Genomic DNA, 17,924 nt, shown 5'->3' on the forward strand with positions numbered 1-17,924 from the left:
GTAGCCTGCCGCCCGTGACTTCGACACTCATCTGGATCGCGGTTGTCCTCTTCGCGATCGGTCTCTACCTGAGCTGGACCGCGGGACGCCTCGACCGACTGCACGCGCGCATCGACGCCGCCCGCGCCGCGCTCGACGCGCAGCTGCTGCGCCGTGCGTCGGTCGCCCAGGAACTGGCCACCTCCGGGGTGCTGGACCCGGCCGCCTCGATCGTCCTCTACGAGGCGGCGCACGCGGCACGGCAGGCCGAGGAGGAACAGCGCGAGGTCGCCGAGAGCGAGCTGAGCCAGGCGCTGCGGGCCGTGTTCGCGGACGCGCAGCAGGTGGAGGTGGTGCGCGAGGCGCCCGGTGGTGAGGACGCCGCGAACGAGCTGGCCCAGGCCGTCCGCCGGGTCCCCATGGCCCGCCGCTTCCACAACGACGCCGTACGCGCGGCCCGCGCCCTCCGCCGCCACCGCACGGTCCGCTGGTTCCGGCTGGCCGGCCACGCGCCCTTCCCGATGGCCTTCGAGATGGACGACGAGCCCCCGGCGGCCGTGGCGGAAAGACCGACCACGTAACCCCCGGCGCCCTTGGGGCGCGAGGAACCGCGCGACAAGCCCTCACCCCTGGGAGACGGGAACGTGACGGGAAACGGGTAAGGGCGGCGGGGGCGAAAAAGCCCTGCTCAGCCACGACCGTGCCCGAAAACGAGCCACCGCCTCCCCATTGGCCCTTGCAGTGGCCTGTTCCCTCGCGTTTCCTCGGTGACTGTAGAAACCCTCTTCCCCGAGCGAGGTCAATCCCGTGTCCAGCACGCTCTCCAGCCCCACCGCCCAGACCCCCGAGACCGGCACCGCCCGCGTGAAGCGCGGCATGGCCGAGCAGCTCAAGGGCGGTGTGATCATGGATGTCGTCAACGCCGAGCAGGCGAAGATCGCCGAGGACGCGGGCGCCGTCGCGGTCATGGCCCTGGAGCGGGTCCCCGCCGACATCCGCAAGGACGGCGGCGTGGCCCGGATGTCCGACCCGGACATGATCGAGGGCATCATCGAGGCCGTCTCCATCCCGGTCATGGCCAAGTCCCGTATCGGCCACTTCGTCGAGGCCCAGGTCCTGCAGTCCCTCGGTGTCGACTACATCGACGAGTCCGAGGTCCTCACCCCGGCCGACGAGGTCAACCACGCCGACAAGTGGGCCTTCACGACCCCCTTCGTCTGCGGTGCCACCAACCTCGGCGAGGCCCTGCGCCGCATAGCCGAGGGCGCCGCCATGATCCGCTCCAAGGGCGAGGCCGGCACCGGCAACGTCGTCGAGGCCGTCCGTCACCTGCGCCAGATCAAGAACGAGATCGCCAAGCTGCGCGGCTTCGACAACAACGAGCTGTACGCCGCCGCCAAGGAGCTCCGCGCCCCGTACGAGATCGTCAAGGAGGTCGCCGAGCTCGGCAAGCTCCCGGTCGTCCTGTTCTCCGCCGGCGGTGTGGCCACCCCCGCCGACGCAGCGCTGATGCGCCAGCTCGGCGCCGAGGGCGTCTTCGTCGGCTCCGGCATCTTCAAGTCCGGCGACCCGGCCAAGCGCGCCGCCGCCATCGTGAAGGCCACCACCTTCTACGACGACCCGAAGATCATCGCGGACGCCTCCCGCAACCTGGGCGAGGCCATGGTCGGCATCAACTGCGACACCCTCCCCGAGGCCGAGCGCTACGCGAACCGGGGCTGGTAAGCACTGATGAGCGACACCCCCGTCGTAGGCGTCCTGGCTCTTCAGGGCGACGTACGGGAGCACCTCGTCGCCCTGGCCACGGCCGACGCCGTGGCCAGGGCGGTGCGGCGCCCCGAGGAACTCGCCGAGGTGGACGGCCTCGTCATCCCCGGCGGCGAGTCCACCACCATCTCCAAACTGGCCGTCCTCTTCGGCGTGATGGAACCCCTGCGCGCGCGCGTGCGTGAAGGCATGCCCGTCTACGGCACCTGCGCCGGACTGATCATGCTGGCCGACAAGATCCTCGACCCCCGTTCGGGCCAGGAGACCATCGGCGGCATCGACATGATCGTGCGCCGCAACGCCTTCGGCCGGCAGAACGAGTCCTTCGAAGCGGCGGTCGATGTGCGGGGCGTCGAGGGCGACCCCGTGGAGGGCGTCTTCATCCGTGCCCCCTGGGTCGAATCCGTGGGCGCGCGGACCGAGGTGCTCGCCGAGCACGAGGGTCACATCGTCGCCGTACGCCAGGGCAACGCCCTTGCCACGTCGTTCCACCCGGAGCTGACCGGAGACCACCGGCTGCACGCCCTCTTCGTCGAGATGGTGCGCGCGAACCGGGCGGCGGAGTCCTTGTAGGATCTCTCGGGTTCGTACGGAGTTGGGTTACGTGAAGGAGACAGGCAGATGTCCGGCCACTCTAAATGGGCTACGACGAAGCACAAGAAGGCCGTGATCGACGCCAAGCGCGGCAAGCTCTTCGCGAAGCTGATCAAGAACATTGAGGTCGCCGCGCGCATGGGCGGGATCGACATCGAGGGCAACCCGACTCTCTACGACGCCATCCAGAAGGCGAAGAAGCAGTCGGTCCCGAACAAGAACATCGACTCCGCGGTCAAGCGCGGTGGCGGTCTCGAGGCCGGTGGCGCCGAATACGAGACGATCATGTACGAGGGTTACGGTCCGAACGGTGTGGCGGTGCTCATCGAGTGCCTCACCGACAACCGCAACCGAGCCGCCTCCGACGTCCGCGTGGCCATGACCCGCAACGGCGGCTCGATGGCCGACCCGGGCTCCGTCTCGTACCTCTTCAACCGCAAGGGCGTCGTGATCGTCCCCAAGGGCGAGCTGTCCGAGGACGACGTCCTGGAGGTCGTGCTCGACGCGGGCGCCGAGGAGGTCAACGACCTGGGCGAGGCCTTCGAGGTGCTCAGCGAGGCAACCGACATGGTCGGGGTCCGCACCTCCCTCCAGGAGGCCGGGATCGACTACGACTCGGCCGAGGCCAACTTCGTCCCGACCATGCAGGTCGAGCTGGACGAGGAGGGCGCCAGGAAGATCTTCAAGCTGATCGACGCCCTCGAGGACAGCGACGACGTCCAGAACGTGTTCGCCAACTTCGACGTGAGCGACGACGTCATGGCCAAGGTCGACGCGTAACGCTCCGCGAGCCGAGCCGAGCCGAGTCGAACGGGCTCCTTCGCGATGGGCTTCAACGGGCCGACGGGACACACCCCGTCGGCCCGTCGCGTTGTCGGCGCTTGTCAGTGGCACCCGATAGCCTGCACAAACAGGTGAGCGATGGGAGGGGCGCGTTGCGTGTACTGGGGGTGGACCCGGGGCTGACCCGTTGCGGTGTCGGGGTCGTGGAAGGCGTCGCCGGACGGCCGCTCACCATGCTCGGCGTCGGTGTCGTCCGTACGCCCGCGGACGCGGAGTTGGGGCTTCGTCTCGTCGCGATCGAGCAGGGCATCGAGCAGTGGCTCGACGAACACCGCCCCGAATTCGTCGCTGTGGAACGGGTGTTCAGCCAGCACAACGTACGGACGGTCATGGGCACCGCCCAGGCCAGCGCCGTCGCCATGCTGTGCGCCGCCCGCCGTGGTATCCCCGTCGCCCTGCACACTCCGAGCGAGGTCAAGGCCGCCGTCACCGGAAGCGGCCGCGCCGACAAGGCCCAGGTCGGCGCCATGGTCACCCGGCTCCTCCGGCTCGACGCACCCCCCAAACCGGCGGACGCCGCCGACGCGCTCGCCCTCGCCATCTGCCACATCTGGCGGGCCCCCGCACAGAACCGCCTGCAGCAGGCAGTCGCTCTGCACGCGACCAGAGCGGCGAACGCATCCAACGCATCCAACACATCGGACAGATCGCGCGCGTCGAACGCGTCGAACGCACTGAAAGGCCGTACGGCATGATCGCCTTCGTCAGCGGCACGGTCGCCGCACTCGCTCCCGACACAGCGGTGGTCGAGGTGGGCGGGGTCGGCATGGCCCTGCAGTGCACGCCGAACACGCTGTCCACGCTGCGGCTCGGCCAGCCGGCCAAGCTCGCCACCTCCCTCGTCGTACGGGAGGACTCGCTGACGCTGTACGGATTCATGGACGACGACGAACGCCAGATCTTCGTGCTGCTGCAGACCGCGAGCGGCGTCGGCCCGCGCCTCGCCCAGGCGATGCTCGCCGTGCACACCCCTGACGCCCTGCGCCGGGCGGTGGCCACCGGTGACGAGAAGGCGCTGATCGCCGTCCCCGGCATCGGCAAGCGGGGCGCCCAGAAGCTGCTGCTCGAACTGAAGGACCGCCTCGGTGAGCCGATCGGCGCCCCCGCGATCGGTGCCCCGGTCAGCCAGGGCTGGCGCGACCAGTTGCACGCCGCCCTGATCGGCCTCGGGTACGCCACCCGCGAGGCCGACGAGGCCGTGTCGGCCGTAACCCCCCAGGCCGAGGCCGCCGAAGGCACGCCCCAGGTGGGCCAGTTGCTGAAGGCCGCCCTCCAGACGCTCAACAGGGCCCGCTGACCCACGCATCGAAGCTCCGCCATCCGACCGCGACCACGAGGCATGCAATGAACTGGGACGACACGACCGACGACACCGCCGCCGAGCGGCTGGTGGGCTCTGTCGCCGACCGTGAGGACCAGGCCGTCGAGGCCGCCCTGCGCCCCAAGGACCTCGGCGAGTTCATCGGTCAGGAGAAGGTCCGCGAACAGCTCGACCTGGTCCTGCGGGCGGCACGCGCGCGTGGGGCCACCGCCGACCACGTCCTGCTCTCCGGCGCCCCGGGCCTCGGCAAGACCACCCTCTCTATGATCATCGCGGCCGAGATGGGCGCCCCCATCCGCATCACCTCGGGCCCGGCCATCCAGCACGCCGGCGACCTGGCCGCGATCCTCTCCTCCCTCCAGGAGGGCGAGGTCTTCTTCCTCGACGAGATCCATCGCATGTCCCGGCCCGCCGAGGAGATGCTGTACATGGCGATGGAGGACTTCCGCGTCGACGTGATCGTCGGCAAGGGCCCCGGCGCCACGGCGATCCCCCTCGAACTGCCGCCCTTCACCCTGGTCGGCGCCACCACGCGCGCGGGACTGCTGCCGCCGCCGCTGCGCGACCGCTTCGGCTTCACCGCCCACATGGAGTTCTACGAGCCCCCCGAGCTGGAGCGGGTCATCCACCGCTCGGCGAACCTCCTCGACGTCGAGATCGACGCGGACGGCGCGGCCGAGATCGCGGGCCGCTCGCGCGGCACGCCCCGTATCGCCAACCGTCTGCTGCGCCGCGTACGGGACTACGCGCAGGTCAAGGCGGACGGCTTCATCACCCGCGACATCGCCGAGGCCGCCCTCGCCGTGTACGAGGTGGACGCCCGCGGCCTCGACCGCCTCGACCGGGGCGTCCTCGAAGCCCTGCTCAAGCTCTTCGGCGGCGGACCGGTCGGTCTGTCCACGCTCGCCGTCGCCGTGGGGGAGGAGCGGGAGACCGTCGAGGAGGTCGCCGAGCCCTTCCTCGTCCGCGAGGGACTGCTCGCCCGAACCCCTCGCGGCCGGGTGGCGACGCCCGCCGCGTGGGCCCACCTCGGACTCACCCCGCCACGCGGTACGACCGGCGGAAACGGACAACGGGACCTGTTCGGGGCGTGACCGTCTCGTGACGGCGAGGTACTCGCCCGCCATGGAACCCCGGTGACATGCTGTGCGTTGTTCCATCACGGTGGACTCGCTTAGACTCCGCCGATGCCGCCCTTGTCGGCAGCACACATACCCCCATCCATCAGGCCGCTCGCCATCGCGGTCATGTGAAGGAAGTTCCGACCCGTGAGTCTCGTGACCCTCCTCCCGTTCATCGTGCTCATCGGGGCCATGATCCTGATGACCCGATCGGCCAAGAAGAAGCAACAGCAGGCCGCTGACATGCGGAACCAATTGCAGCCCGGTTCCGGCGTCCGCACGATCGGGGGCATGTACGCGACCGTCAAGGAGGTCAGCGAGGACACGCTCCTCCTCGATGCCGGGCCGGGTGTCGAGCTGCTGTTCGCGAAGAACGCCATCGGTGCCGTCCTCAGCGACGAGGAGTACAACCGCATCGTCCACGGCATCGAGCACGACCTGAAGTCCGACGTCGTCCCGGACGACGCCTCCTCCCTCACCGAGACCGACGAGCCCTCCGACGACGCTTCCGCCGCTTCCGACGACAAGCCCATCGACCTCGGCAAGAAGGACGCGTCCGACGACGCGACCGACGAGACCGCCGAGTCGAAGGACGACGACAAGGCCGCCGACAAGGCCGCCGACAAGGCCGTCGAAGCAGAGCCGAAGAAGACCGACGGCGAGTCCGACGCGAAGTAGTCACGTCCCGGGAGTGCGAGTGAGAACCGCCCGCGCCCCGGGCACGTGCCGTTTTCGCCCGGATTCCCGACACCAGTCATGGCCGTCCCCGCGCTGACCTCGCGCACGGCGGCCCGAGAGGGAGTACGAGAAGGTGGCAGCACCGAAGAAGGGCCGGAGCGCGAGCGCCCAGAGCAAGCCTGGGCGCGCGCTGGCCCTCATCCTGATCGCCCTTGTGGCGCTCACTGGGGGAATGTTCGCCTCCGGACACACCACTCCGCGTCTCGGCATCGACCTCGCCGGTGGTACGAGCATCACGCTCGAGGCGAGGAGCGGCCAGGAATCGGCGATCAACAAGACCAACATGGACACCGCGGTCGAGATCATGAACCGCCGTGTCAATGGTCTGGGTGTCTCCGAGGCCGAGGTCCAGACCCAGGGCGATCGCAACATCATCGTCAACATCCCCAAGGGCACGAACTCCGAGGAGGCCCGGGAGCAGGTCGGCACCACCGCCAAGCTGTACTTCCGTCCGCTGCTGCAGACCGCCAGCGGCACGCCGACGCCGAGCGCCGCACCGAGCGAGTCCGCCAGCGGCAGTGCCTCGCCCAGCTCCTCCGGTGACAAGGCCGCCGAGAACCCGGACAAGGCGACCTCGCCCGAGTCCTCCTCCCCGACGGCCACCGCCACATCGCAGGGCCGCGCGGTGACCGACGCCCTGAAGGCCGACCCCACGCCGTCCTCCAGCGCCTCGGAGTCGGCCAAGGCATCGGAGTCCGCCCAGGCCACCGGCGGTGCCTCGCCGGCCCCGACCGCCGACAAGGAGACGCAGGCTCTCCTCGACCAGTACAACGCCCTCAACTGCGCCGACCCCAAGCAGCGCGCCAAGCTCGGCAAAGGCAAGACCACGGACACGATCATCGCCTGTGGTCAGGAGAACGGCGGCTGGAGCAAGTTCATCCTGGGCCCGGTCGGCGTCGACGGCACGGACGTCACCAAGGCGCAGGCGCTCCTCGACACCCAGAACGGTGGCGGCTGGAAGGTCGTCATGGACTTCAACGACGCCGGCGGCAAGAAGTTCACCGAGGTCACGAAGGCGCTGGCGGCCCAGACGCCGCCGTTGAACCAGTTCGCGATCGTCCTCGACGACGACGTCGTCTCGCATCCCCAGGTGACCAGCGCGATCACCGGCGGCAAGGCGGAGATCTCCGGCAGCTTCACCCAGGAAGAGGCCCAGAGCCTCTCCAACATGCTGTCGTACGGCGCTCTCCCGCTCACCTTCAAGACGGCGAGTGTCACCACCGTCAGCCCCGCGCTCGGCACCGACCAGCTGCAGGCCGGCCTGATCGCCGGTGCGATCGGTCTGGCCCTGGTCATGATCTACCTGATCGTCTACTACCGCGGCCTGTCGCTGATCGCCATCGCCTCGCTGCTCGTCTCGGCGGCCCTGACCTACGTGCTCATGGCGCTGCTCGGTCCGGCCATCGGCTTCGCGCTGAACCTCCCGGCGGTCTGCGGTGCGATCGTCGCGATCGGTATCACGGCGGACTCGTTCATCGTGTACTTCGAACGCGTGCGGGACGAGATCCGCGAGGGCCGCACGCTGCGCCCCGCCGTCGAGAGGGCCTGGCCGCGCGCCCGGCGCACCATCCTGGTCTCCGACTTCGTGTCGTTCCTCTCCGCCGCGGTGCTCTTCATCGTCACCGTCGGCAAGGTCCAGGGCTTCGCGTTCACGCTCGGCCTGACCACCGTGCTCGACGTCGTCGTGGTCTTCTTCTTCACGAAGCCGCTGCTGACGCTGCTGGCCCGTACGAAGTTCTTCGGCGGCGGCCACAAGTGGTCCGGTCTCGACCCGAAGCGACTGGGTGCCCAGCCGCCGCTGCGCCGCACCCGCCGTCCCGCCGTCCCCGCCGACCCGAAGGAGGCCTGAGATGTCGAAGCTCGGGGACCTCGGAGCCCGACTCCACCGCGGCGAGGTCGGTTACGACTTCGTCGGCAATCGCAAGATCTGGTACGGCGTATCCATCCTGATCACCATCACGGCCATCGTCGGCCTGGCGGTGCGCGGCCTGACGATGGGCATCGAGTTCCAGGGCGGTGCCGTCTTCACCACGCCGAAGAGCAGCGTCTCGGTCGCCCAGGCCGAGGAGTACGCGGAGGAGGCGTCCGGTCACGACGCGATCGTCCAGAAGCTCGGCAACGGCAGCCTCCGTATCCAGATCGCGGGCATCGAGACGGACCAGGCCGACAAGGTCTCCGCGCAGCTGGCCGACGACCTGGACATGCGGCAGCAGGACGTCGCCGGTGAGCTGGTCGGCCCCAGCTGGGGTGAACAGGTCGCCAGCAAGGCCTGGCAGGGCCTCGTGATCTTCCTGGTCCTCGTGGTGATCTATCTGGCGATCGCGTTCGAGTTGCGCATGGCCCTCGCCGCGTTCGTCGCCCTGATCCACGACATCACCATCACCATCGGCATCTACGCCCTCGTCGGCTTCGAGGTGACGCCGGGCACGGTGATCGGTCTGCTCACGATCCTCGGTTATTCGCTCTACGACACGGTCGTCGTCTTCGACAGCCTCAAGGAGCAGACGAAGGACATCACCAAGCAGAACCGCTGGACGTACGCCGAGATCGCCAACCGCTCGATCAACAGCACCCTGGTGCGGTCGATCAACACCACGGTGGTCGCGCTGCTGCCGGTCGCCGGTCTGCTGTTCATCGGTGGCGGTGTCCTCGGCGCGGGCATGCTCAACGACATCTCGCTGTCGCTGTTCGTCGGCCTCGCGGCCGGTGCGTACTCGTCGATCTTCATCGCCACGCCGCTCGTCGCCGACCTCAAGGAGCGCGAGCCGCAGCTGAAGGCCCTCAAGAAGCGTGTGCTCGCCAAGCGGGCCCAGGCCGAGCACGACGAGCAGCCGGAGGCCGACGGTCCGTACGACGACGAGTCGGCGGACGCCACCCCTGCGGTGGTCGGCCCGCGCGTCCAGCCCGGGAGCCGCAGCCGCGGCCGGGGCGGTAAGCGTCGATGACGGACGTCAAGGAACTGCTGCTCAGCCGCATCCGCGACGTCGCGGACTACCCGCAGCCGGGAGTGATGTTCAAGGACATCACTCCGCTGCTGGCCGACCCGGCGGCGTTCACCGCGCTGACCGACGCGCTGGCGGAACTGACCGTGCGGCACGGCGCCACGAAGATCGTCGGCCTGGAGGCCCGGGGCTTCATCCTGGGCGCCCCGGCCGCCGTCCGCGCGGGCGTCGGCTTCATCCCCGTGCGCAAGGCGGGCAAGCTCCCCGGAGCCACGCTCAGCCAGGCATACGACCTGGAGTACGGCTCCGCCGAGATCGAGGTGCACGCCGAGGACCTGATCGCGGGCGACCGCGTGATGGTCATCGACGATGTCCTCGCGACCGGCGGCACGGCCGAGGCGTCGCTGCGGCTCATCCGGCGGGCGGGAGCCGAGGTCGCGGGCGTGGCGGTCCTCATGGAACTGGGCTTCCTGGCCGGCCGGGAACGGCTGGAGTCCGTATTGGACGGCGCTCCGCTGGAGTCCCTGATCCTGGTCTGAACGGATTCTGACGGCCCATGACCTGTGCTTCCGCGGTGCGCTGATATCGGCGCGTTGCGGAAGCACAGGTCTTTTCGCCCCCTTCGTGTTCCTCCGCGAAGCATGCTCAGTGCCTGGTCGCGAGCGCTCGTGAACGTGATTGACATGTTCGGGCCAGTGATATTTGATGATCGTGCGCCACATCGACCACATGACCACTGGTCCAGGCGCAGGGGGAATGAGTGAACAGGTGTATGCCGACGCCGTATGGCGTCCTCTTCGTCATCCCCCGACGGGCTTGTGGTAAATGATCTAGGGGGATTTTCTATGCGTCTGCGAACTTTGCCAGTCGTCACCGCGGTTGCCGCCGCCACCTTCCTCGGGCTCGCGGCGAGCCCCGCACAGGCGGGCACGGGCCTGCTCCTCGGGGTGCACCCCACCGGCTCCGACGACTGGGGCAACTTCAACCAGGACCCGGTCGACCACCCCGGCGAGAGCCAGGATGTGCCCGGGGACGCCATCCGGGCCTGTGACTTCACGGGGGACACCTGGGGAGTCACCGCCTGGCTGGACGTCAACCGCGACGGAACCTGGGACCGCTCCGCCACGACCAGCGGTCACGCCTCGGACTACTGCAGCCCCTGGAAGACGGGAGACCTCAGGGAGAACACCAAGGTGACCCTCAAGGTCTGTCACACCAAGGCCGGGCAGACGCCGCGGAACTGCAGGACGGGTGACACCGTCGCCTGACGCTTCTCGTCCGACGGGTACCCCGGGCTTCGCGATGTCCGGGTGACGTCGAGACCTGACGAGCGGTGACCGAGCGCAACACCGAGGCGGGCCCGGAGGAATCCGGCGCCCGCCTCCGGTGTTTCACCGGTAGACGGCTCTCACATCGGCCTGAACGCGATCCTGGGACGCGGGATCGCTACCATGGGTGTTCCGGAGCCTGACCGGGGGACCCGGAACGCGCACGAGGAGCCCTCTTGGCAGACGAGGCCCAGCACCTGACCGCCGCCAAGCCCGAGTCCGCCTCGGGCCCCGCGGCCAAGCCCGCGCAGAACGCGACGAACCCCGCGACGGGGTCCGCGCAGGGCCCGGTCGAGCACGCCCAGTCCGCGCCAACCGACAAGGCCGCCGGCCCGTCGCGCCCCCAGTCGGCCTCGGCCGAGGACCCCGCGCCCGCGCCCACTGCGGCGCCCCCGGCCCGGCCCGCCCCCACGGGCCAGCCGGCGCGCTCCGGCTCCTCCAACCGCGTACGCGCCCGCCTCGCCCGCCTCGGCGTGCAGCGCTCCAACCCGTACAACCCGGTCCTGGAGCCGCTGCTGCGCACCGTGCGCGGCCAGGACCCGAAGATCGAGACGGCGACACTCCGCCAGATCGAGAAGGCCTACCAGGTCGCCGAGCGCTGGCACCGCGGCCAGAAGCGCAAGAGCGGCGACCCGTACATCACGCACCCCCTCGCCGTCACCACCATCCTCGCCGAGCTGGGTATGGATCCGGCCACCCTGATGGCCGGGCTCCTGCACGACACGGTCGAGGACACCGAGTACGGCCTCGACCAGCTCCGCCGCGACTTCGGCGACTCCGTCGCCCTCCTCGTCGACGGCGTCACCAAGCTGGACAAGGTCAAGTTCGGCGAGGCCGCCCAGGCCGAGACCGTGCGCAAGATGGTCGTCGCCATGGCCAAGGACCCCCGCGTCCTGGTCATCAAGCTCGCCGACCGCCTGCACAACATGCGCACCATGCGCTACCTCAAGCGGGAGAAGCAGGAGAAGAAGGCGCGCGAGACCCTGGAGATCTACGCGCCGCTCGCCCACCGCCTGGGCATGAACACCATCAAGTGGGAACTGGAGGACCTCGCCTTCGCGATCCTCTACCCCAAGATGTACGACGAGATCGTCCGGCTGGTGGCCGAGCGGGCACCGAAGCGTGACGAGTATCTGGCCATAGTGACCGACGAGGTCCAACAGGACCTGAGGGCCGCCCGCATCAAGGCGACCGTCACCGGCCGCCCGAAGCACTACTACAGCGTGTACCAGAAGATGATCGTCCGCGGTCGCGACTTCGCGGAGATCTACGACCTGGTCGGCATCCGCGTCCTGGTGGACACCGTCCGCGACTGCTACGCGGCCCTGGGCACCGTTCACGCCCGCTGGAACCCGGTTCCGGGGCGGTTCAAGGACTACATCGCGATGCCCAAGTTCAACATGTACCAGTCGCTGCACACGACGGTCATCGGGCCCAACGGCAAGCCCGTCGAACTCCAGATCCGCACGTTCGACATGCACCGCCGCGCCGAGTACGGCATCGCCGCGCACTGGAAGTACAAGCAGGAGGCCGTCGCCGGTGCCTCCAAGGTGCGCTCGGACCAGCCGCGGACCACCGGCAAGGACGACCACCTCAACGACATGGCCTGGCTGCGTCAGCTGCTGGACTGGCAGAAGGAGACCGAGGACCCCGGCGAGTTCCTGGAGTCCCTGCGCTTCGACCTGTCCCGCAACGAGGTCTTCGTCTTCACGCCGAAGGGCGACGTGATAGCGCTGCCGGCCGGTGCCACGCCCGTGGACTTCTCGTACGCGGTGCACACCGAGGTGGGCCACCGCACCATAGGAGCCCGCGTCAACGGACGCCTCGTCCCGCTGGAATCGACCCTGGACAACGGCGACCTGGTGGAGGTCTTCACCTCCAAGGCGGCGGGGGCCGGACCGTCCCGGGACTGGCTGAACTTCGTGAAGTCGCCGCGCGCCCGCAACAAGATCCGGGCCTGGTTCTCCAAGGAGCGCCGCGACGAGGCCATCGAGCAGGGCAAGGACGCCATCGTCCGAGCGATGCGCAAGCAGAACCTGCCGATCCAGCGCATCCTCACCGGCGACTCGCTCGTCACCCTCGCCCACGAGATGCGCTACCCGGACATCTCCGCCCTCTACGCGGCCATAGGCGAAAGCCATGTCTCCGCGCAGAGCGTGGTGCAGAAGCTCGTCCAGGCCCTCGGCGGCGAGGAGGCCGCGACCGAGGAGATCGACGAGTCCGTACCGTCCACCCGCAGCCGCAAGCGGCGCGGCAGCAACGACCCCGGAGTCGTGGTCAAGGGCGTCGAGGACGTCTGGGTCAAGCTCGCCCGCTGTTGTACGCCCGTCCCCGGCGACCCCATCATCGGCTTCGTCACCCGCGGCAGTGGCGTATCGGTTCACCGCAACGACTGCGTCAACATCGAGTCGCTCTCACGTGAGCCCGAGCGGATCCTCGAGGTCGAGTGGGCGCCCACCCAGTCCTCGGTCTTCCTCGTCGCCATACAGGTCGAGGCCCTGGACCGCAGCCGTCTGTTGTCGGACGTCACCCGCGTCCTGTCCGACCAGCACGTCAACATCCTCTCCGCCGCCGTCCAGACCTCCCGCGACCGCGTCGCCACCTCCCGCTTCACCTTCGAGATGGGCGACCCGAAGCACCTGGGCCACGTCCTGAAGGCCGTACGCGGTGTGGAAGGCGTCTACGACGTGTACCGGGTGACGTCGGCGCGGAGGCCGTGACGGACCGGTGAAGCAGCCGGCAGAAGGCCGACGACACGAGTGAGGGGCTCCCGTACGGTTCGTACGGGAGCCCCTCACTCGTATCCGCCTGCCGACGTCAGCCGCCGAACTCCTGCAGACCCTTCAGCGCCTGGTCCAGCAGGGCCTGGCGGCCGTCGAGCTCCCGCTGCAGCTTGTCGGCCCTGGCGTTGTTGCCCTGGGCACGGGCCGCCTCGATCTGGCTGCCCAGCTTGTCCACGGCGGCCTGGAGCTGGCCGGTGAGACCGGCGGCGCGGGCGCGGGCCTCCGGGTTGGTGCGGCGCCACTCCGTTTCCTCGGCCTCCTGGATGGCCCGCTCGACCGCGTGCAACCGGCCCTCGACCTTCGGGCGGGAGTCACGCGGGACGTGGCCGATGGCCTCCCACCGCTCGTTGACCGAGCGGAAGGCGGCACGCGCCGTCTTCAGATCCGTCACCGGCAGGATCCTCTCCGCCTCCCCGGCCAGCTCCTCCTTGAGCTTGAGGTTCTCCGACTGCTCCGCGTCGCGCTCGGCGAACACGGAACTGCGGGCGGCGAAGAAGACGTCCTGGGCGCCGCGGAAGCGGTTCCACAGATCGTCCTCGTGCTCGCGCTGGGCGCGGCCGGCGGCCTTCCAGTCGGCCATCAGCTCGCGGTAACGCGCCGCCGTGGGACCCCAGTCGGCCGAGTTCGACAGCGCCTCGGCCTCCGCGACCAGCTTCTCCTTGATCTTGCGGGCGTCCTCGCGCTGCGCGTCGAGCTGCGCGAAGTGGGCCTTGCGACGCTTGGAGAACGCCGAGCGGGCGTGCGAGAAGCGGTGCCAGAGCTCGTCGTCGGACTTGCGGTCCAGCCGCGGCAGACCCTTCCAGGTGTCCACCAGCGCCCGCAGCCGCTCACCGGCGGACCGCCACTGGTCGGACTGGGCCAGCTCCTCCGCCTCGGTGACCAGGGCCTCCTTGGAGTGCCGGGCCTCGTCGGACTGCTTCGCCCGCTGCTGCTTGCGCTCCTCGCGGCGCGCCTCGACCGTCTCGACGAGCTTGTCCAGCCGCACCTTGAGCGCGGCCAGGTCACCGACGGCGTGATGCGCGTCCACCTGCTCGCGAATGTGGTCGATCGCGACCTGAGCATCCTTGGCCGACAGATCGGTGGTCTTCACCCGCTTCTCGAGGAGGCCGATTTCGACGACCAAACCCTCGTACTTGCGCTCGAAGTAGGCCAGCGCTTCCTCAGGGGAGCCGGCCTGCCAGGAACCGACGACCTGCTCGCCGTCGGCCGTACGCACGTACACGGTCCCCGTCTCGTCGACGCGGCCCCACGGGTCGCTGCTCACAGCGCCTCCTCCACATGATGCCTGCAAGGGGCCTCAGCGCCCCCGAGCATCGTCCACAGTTTCGTCACGGCCAACATAGGCGACCGGCGGGTTGCCTGTCCGCATCCCGCGCGACCGAAATTTCACTGTTGGTGGTCAGGACTTCTTGACGGTCGCCTTGTTGATCACAACGGTCGCATTGGGCGTCCCATCACCCATCCCGGTGTTCTCACCGGCCTTGGCGATCTTCGTCAGAACCTTCATGCCGGCCTCGGAGATCGTGCCGAACGGTGTGTAGTTGGCCGGCAGCGGACTGTCCTGGAAGACGAGGAAGAACTGGCTGCCGCCGCTGTTCTTGCCCTCGCCCGTCTGCCCGTTGAACTGGTTCGCCATCGCGACCGTGCCCGCCGGGTACACATCGCCCTTCAGACGCGAGTCCTTGAGGTTCTCGTCCGGGATCGTGTAGCCGGGCCCGCCCATGCCGGTGCCCTGCGGGTCACCGCACTGCAGCACGTAGATGCCCTGCGTGGTGAGGCGGTGGCACTTGGTGTGGTCCAAGTAGCCCTTGTTCACCAGGAAGTCGAACGAGTTGACCGTGTGCGGGGCCTTCGCCGCGTCCATCGTTATGGGGATGGAACCGCAGGTCGTCCGCAGATCCATCGTGTACTTCGCGGTCTTGTCGATGGTGAGCGCGGGTTCCTTCTTGTAGGTGAGCTTCTCCACCTTGCCCGCGGCCGCCTTCTCGCACGGGTCCGGCGCCTTGCTGGCGCTGGGCGAGGCACTCGGGGACACCTCCGCGCTCGCGTTGTCCTTCTTGTCGTCGCCCTTGAGCACGTCGGTGGTGTACAGCGCCACACTGCCCACCAGGATCACTCCGAGCACCGAGGCGATCACGGCGTTGCGGACATGGGCCTTGCGCCGTGCGGACGTGCGCCGCTGCTGCTGCCGCAAGAACTTCTCCCGGGCGAGCTGTCGCCGCCGCTGATCCTGGCTGACCACGGGGTTCTCTCCTCATGAGTCTGTACGTCGACAGGTGCGTCGCGCGTCCGTTGAGTCGACTGTTTACGTGTGACCCGTACCGTATATGGGTTCGCTGAGGAAACGGCAGCGCCGGTAGGCTCTGATCCACAGCAACCCACCATCCTCGTACGACACAAGAAGGACGATCGTGCTCATTGCCGGGTTCCCCGCCGGGGCCTGGGGGACCAACTGTTATCTGGTCGCCCCCGCCGCGGGTGAGGAGTGCGTGATCATCGACCCGGGCCACCAGGCCACCCAGGGTGTCGAGGAGACGCTGAAGAAGCATCGGCTCAAGCCCGTCGCCGTCGTCCTCACCCACGGCCACATCGACCATGTGGCCTCGGTCGTCCCGGTGTGCGGCGCGCACGACGTACCGGCGTGGATCCACCCCGAGGACCGGTACATGATGAGCGACCCCGAGAAGGCGCTCGGCCGCTCCATCGGCATGCCGCTCATGGGCGAGCTGACCGTGGGGGAGCCGGGTGACGTCAAGGAGCTGACCGACGGCGCCAGGCTGGAGCTGGCCGGTCTGGAGCTGTCCGTCGCGCACGCGCCCGGCCATACCAAGGGGTCGGTGACCTTCAGGATGCCCGAGAACACGGAGATTCCCCCCGTGTTCTTCTCCGGGGATCTGCTCTTCGCCGGCTCCATCGGACGCACCGATCTGCCCGGCGGTGACATGGCCGAGATGCTCGACTCGCTGGCCCGCGTGTGCCTGCCGCTCGACGACTCGACCGTGGTGCTGTCCGGCCACGGCCCCCAGACGACCATCGGCCAGGAGCGCGCCACCAACCCCTATCTGCGGCAGGTGGCCGCCGGCGGCCAGGGAGCCCCCTCGGCTCCCCGACGAGGAATGTGACGAGAGACCTTCCGTGAGCACCTTTCAGGCCCCCAAGGGCACGTACGACCTGCTGCCCCCGGACAGTGCCAAGTATTTGGCCGTCCGTGAGGCCATCGCCGAGCCGCTGCGCAACTCCGGCTACGGCTACATCGAGACGCCCGGTTTCGAGAGCGTCGAGCTGTTCGCACGCGGCGTCGGCGAGTCCACCGACATCGTGACCAAGGAGATGTACGCCTTCGAGACCAAGGGCGGCGACAGGCTGGCCCTGCGCCCCGAAGGCACCGCCTCCGTCCTGCGCGCCGCCCTGGAGGGCAACCTGCACAAGGCGGGCAACCTCCCGGTCAAGCTCTGGTACTCCGGCTCGTACTACCGCTACGAACGCCCCCAGAAGGGCCGCTACCGCCACTTCTCCCAGGTCGGCGCCGAGGCCATCGGCGCCGAGGACCCGGCCCTGGACGCCGAGTTGATCATCCTGGCGGACCAGGCGTACCGCTCGCTGGGACTGCGCGACTTCCGCATCCTGCTCAACAGCCTGGGCGACAAGGAGTGCCGTCCCGTCTACCGGGCCGCGCTGCAGGAGTTCCTGCGCGGCCTGGACCTGGACGAGGACACGCTCCGCCGTGCGGAGATCAACCCGCTGCGGGTCCTCGACGACAAGCGCGGGGACGTCCAGAAGCAGCTGACCGACGCCCCCCTGCTGCGCGACTACCTCTGCGACGCCTGCAAGGCGTACCACGAGGAGGTGCGCGAGCTGATCACGGTGGCGGGCGTCTCCTACGAGGACGACCCCAGGCTGGTGCGCGGCCTGGACTACTACACCCGTACGACCTTCGAGTTCGTCCACGACGGTCTCGGCTCCCAGTCCGCGGTGGGCGGCGGTGGCCGCTACGACGGTCTCTCCGAGATGATCGGCGGCCCCGCGCTGCCGTCGGTCGGCTGGGCCCTCGGTGTCGACCGCACCGTCCTGGCCCTGGAGGCGGAGGGCGTCGAGCTCGAACTCCCCGCCGCCACCAGCGTGTTCGCCGTCCCGCTCGGCGAGGAGGCCCGCCGCCTGCTGTTCGCCAAGGTCACGGAGTTGCGCAAGGTGGGCATTGCGGCCGACTTCTCGTACGGAGGGAAGGGTCTGAAGGGCGCGATGAAGAACGCGAACCGGAGCGGCGCGCGCTACACCGTCGTGGCCGGGGAACGCGACCTCGCCGAAGGCGTCGTCCAGCTCAAGGACATGGAGTCCGGCGAGCAGGTCGCCGTCGGCGTGAACGAGATCGTGGCCGAGCTGGAGGCCCGGCTCGGCTGAATCGAACCCTTGTCGCCCCTGCCGCCCTTTGCGGGTGGCAGGGGCGACTTTTACGTCCAGTGAACGGTGCGCGCGCGAGGGTGTACGGCACAATGACTGTGCCCCAGCGG

17 protein-coding genes are annotated in these 17,924 nt (G+C 69.0%); 15 read left to right on the plus strand and 2 right to left on the minus strand.

Annotated features, from left to right (window positions below):
* Nucleotides 1-14: 14 nt before the first annotated feature.
* The 13 genes from OG622_RS40275 (at nucleotide 15) to OG622_RS40335 (ending at nucleotide 13,353) form a co-directional block, all read left to right on the plus strand.
* Entirely contained in the window at nucleotides 15-560 is a 546-nt protein-coding gene (locus OG622_RS40275; protein ID WP_086754586.1) for a hypothetical protein, read from the plus strand.
* 226 nt (nucleotides 561-786) lie between these two features.
* Nucleotides 787-1,704: a pyridoxal 5'-phosphate synthase lyase subunit PdxS gene (gene pdxS / locus OG622_RS40280; protein WP_371581599.1), complete on the plus strand. Its 918-nt coding sequence runs from the start codon at nucleotides 787-789 to the stop codon at nucleotides 1,702-1,704.
* A gap of 6 nt (nucleotides 1,705-1,710) precedes the next feature.
* Nucleotides 1,711-2,319: a pyridoxal 5'-phosphate synthase glutaminase subunit PdxT gene (pdxT, locus tag OG622_RS40285; RefSeq protein ID WP_371581601.1), complete on the plus strand. Its 609-nt coding sequence runs from the start codon at nucleotides 1,711-1,713 to the stop codon at nucleotides 2,317-2,319.
* Between the two features lie 48 nt (nucleotides 2,320-2,367).
* A complete protein-coding gene (locus OG622_RS40290) occupies nucleotides 2,368-3,120 on the plus strand; it encodes a YebC/PmpR family DNA-binding transcriptional regulator (RefSeq protein WP_371581602.1) in 753 nt (250 codons plus the stop codon).
* Nucleotides 3,121-3,275: 155 nt separating this feature from the next.
* Complete coding sequence (gene ruvC, locus OG622_RS40295; RefSeq protein WP_371581604.1) at nucleotides 3,276-3,878, plus strand: crossover junction endodeoxyribonuclease RuvC; 603 nt, start codon at nucleotides 3,276-3,278, stop codon at nucleotides 3,876-3,878.
* Complete coding sequence (gene ruvA, locus OG622_RS40300) at nucleotides 3,875-4,480, plus strand: Holliday junction branch migration protein RuvA (protein WP_371581605.1); 606 nt, start codon at nucleotides 3,875-3,877, stop codon at nucleotides 4,478-4,480. The genes ruvC and ruvA overlap by 4 nt, the downstream gene beginning before the upstream one ends.
* 47 nt (nucleotides 4,481-4,527) lie before the next feature.
* Nucleotides 4,528-5,598, plus strand: a complete 1,071-nt coding sequence (ruvB, locus tag OG622_RS40305) for a Holliday junction branch migration DNA helicase RuvB (protein WP_371581606.1) — start codon at nucleotides 4,528-4,530, stop codon at nucleotides 5,596-5,598.
* Between the two features lie 174 nt (nucleotides 5,599-5,772).
* Entirely contained in the window at nucleotides 5,773-6,303 is a 531-nt protein-coding gene (yajC, locus tag OG622_RS40310) for a preprotein translocase subunit YajC (RefSeq protein ID WP_371581608.1), read from the plus strand.
* A 133-nt stretch (nucleotides 6,304-6,436) separates the two neighbouring features.
* Entirely contained in the window at nucleotides 6,437-8,212 is a 1,776-nt protein-coding gene (secD, locus tag OG622_RS40315; protein WP_371581610.1) for a protein translocase subunit SecD, read from the plus strand.
* Nucleotide 8,213: 1 nt separating this feature from the next.
* The gene (secF, locus tag OG622_RS40320) at nucleotides 8,214-9,308 is read left to right on the plus strand and encodes a protein translocase subunit SecF (protein WP_371581612.1); all 1,095 of its coding nucleotides are present in this window, start codon (nucleotides 8,214-8,216) and stop codon (nucleotides 9,306-9,308) included.
* Nucleotides 9,305-9,844, plus strand: coding sequence for an adenine phosphoribosyltransferase (locus OG622_RS40325; RefSeq protein WP_371581614.1), 540 nt, complete (start codon nucleotides 9,305-9,307; stop codon nucleotides 9,842-9,844). Before secF ends, OG622_RS40325 begins: the two co-directional genes overlap by 4 nt.
* A 306-nt stretch (nucleotides 9,845-10,150) precedes the next feature.
* The gene (locus tag OG622_RS40330; protein ID WP_371581615.1) at nucleotides 10,151-10,573 is read left to right on the plus strand and encodes a hypothetical protein; all 423 of its coding nucleotides are present in this window, start codon (nucleotides 10,151-10,153) and stop codon (nucleotides 10,571-10,573) included.
* Between the two features lie 236 nt (nucleotides 10,574-10,809).
* On the plus strand, nucleotides 10,810-13,353 hold the full coding sequence (locus OG622_RS40335) for a bifunctional (p)ppGpp synthetase/guanosine-3',5'-bis(diphosphate) 3'-pyrophosphohydrolase (protein WP_371581616.1): 2,544 nt from the start codon (nucleotides 10,810-10,812) through the stop codon (nucleotides 13,351-13,353).
* 97 nt (nucleotides 13,354-13,450) lie between these two features.
* Here OG622_RS40335 and OG622_RS40340 read toward each other — a convergent pair whose 3' ends face one another.
* Nucleotides 13,451-14,680, minus strand: a complete 1,230-nt coding sequence (locus OG622_RS40340; RefSeq protein ID WP_371581618.1) for a DUF349 domain-containing protein — start codon at nucleotides 14,678-14,680, stop codon at nucleotides 13,451-13,453.
* Between the two features lie 135 nt (nucleotides 14,681-14,815).
* Nucleotides 14,816-15,658, minus strand: coding sequence for a peptidylprolyl isomerase (locus tag OG622_RS40345; RefSeq protein ID WP_371581620.1), 843 nt, complete (start codon nucleotides 15,656-15,658; stop codon nucleotides 14,816-14,818).
* Between the two features lie 169 nt (nucleotides 15,659-15,827).
* Here OG622_RS40345 and OG622_RS40350 point away from each other — a divergent pair, with 169 nt between their 5' ends.
* Together OG622_RS40350 and hisS are read left to right on the plus strand one after the other, a co-directional pair.
* On the plus strand, nucleotides 15,828-16,538 hold the full coding sequence (locus OG622_RS40350) for an MBL fold metallo-hydrolase (RefSeq protein ID WP_371581621.1): 711 nt from the start codon (nucleotides 15,828-15,830) through the stop codon (nucleotides 16,536-16,538).
* 13 nt (nucleotides 16,539-16,551) lie between these two features.
* Nucleotides 16,552-17,814 (plus strand): histidine--tRNA ligase, encoded by a 1,263-nt coding sequence (gene hisS, locus OG622_RS40355; protein WP_371581622.1) that lies wholly within the window; start codon nucleotides 16,552-16,554, stop codon nucleotides 17,812-17,814.
* The last annotated feature ends 110 nt before the right edge of the window (nucleotides 17,815-17,924 follow it).

This window comes from Streptomyces sp. NBC_01314 (assembly GCF_041435215.1).
In the GTDB taxonomy this organism is placed as follows: Bacteria; Actinomycetota; Actinomycetes; order Streptomycetales; family Streptomycetaceae; genus Streptomyces.

Bases quoted from the DNA above. Each gene is read 5' to 3' on its own strand.
- pdxT (WP_371581601.1), top strand. From the start codon at position 1,711: ATGAGCGACACCCCCGTCGTAGGCGTCCTGGCTCTTCAGGGCGACGTA.
- OG622_RS40290 (WP_371581602.1), top strand. From the start codon at position 2,368: ATGTCCGGCCACTCTAAATGGGCTACGACGAAGCACAAGAAGGCCGTG.
- ruvA (WP_371581605.1), top strand. From the start codon at position 3,875: ATGATCGCCTTCGTCAGCGGCACGGTCGCCGCACTCGCTCCCGACACA.
- ruvB (WP_371581606.1), top strand. From the start codon at position 4,528: ATGAACTGGGACGACACGACCGACGACACCGCCGCCGAGCGGCTGGTG.
- secF (WP_371581612.1), top strand. From the start codon at position 8,214: ATGTCGAAGCTCGGGGACCTCGGAGCCCGACTCCACCGCGGCGAGGTC.
- OG622_RS40325 (WP_371581614.1), top strand. From the start codon at position 9,305: ATGACGGACGTCAAGGAACTGCTGCTCAGCCGCATCCGCGACGTCGCG.
- OG622_RS40330 (WP_371581615.1), top strand. From the start codon at position 10,151: ATGCGTCTGCGAACTTTGCCAGTCGTCACCGCGGTTGCCGCCGCCACC.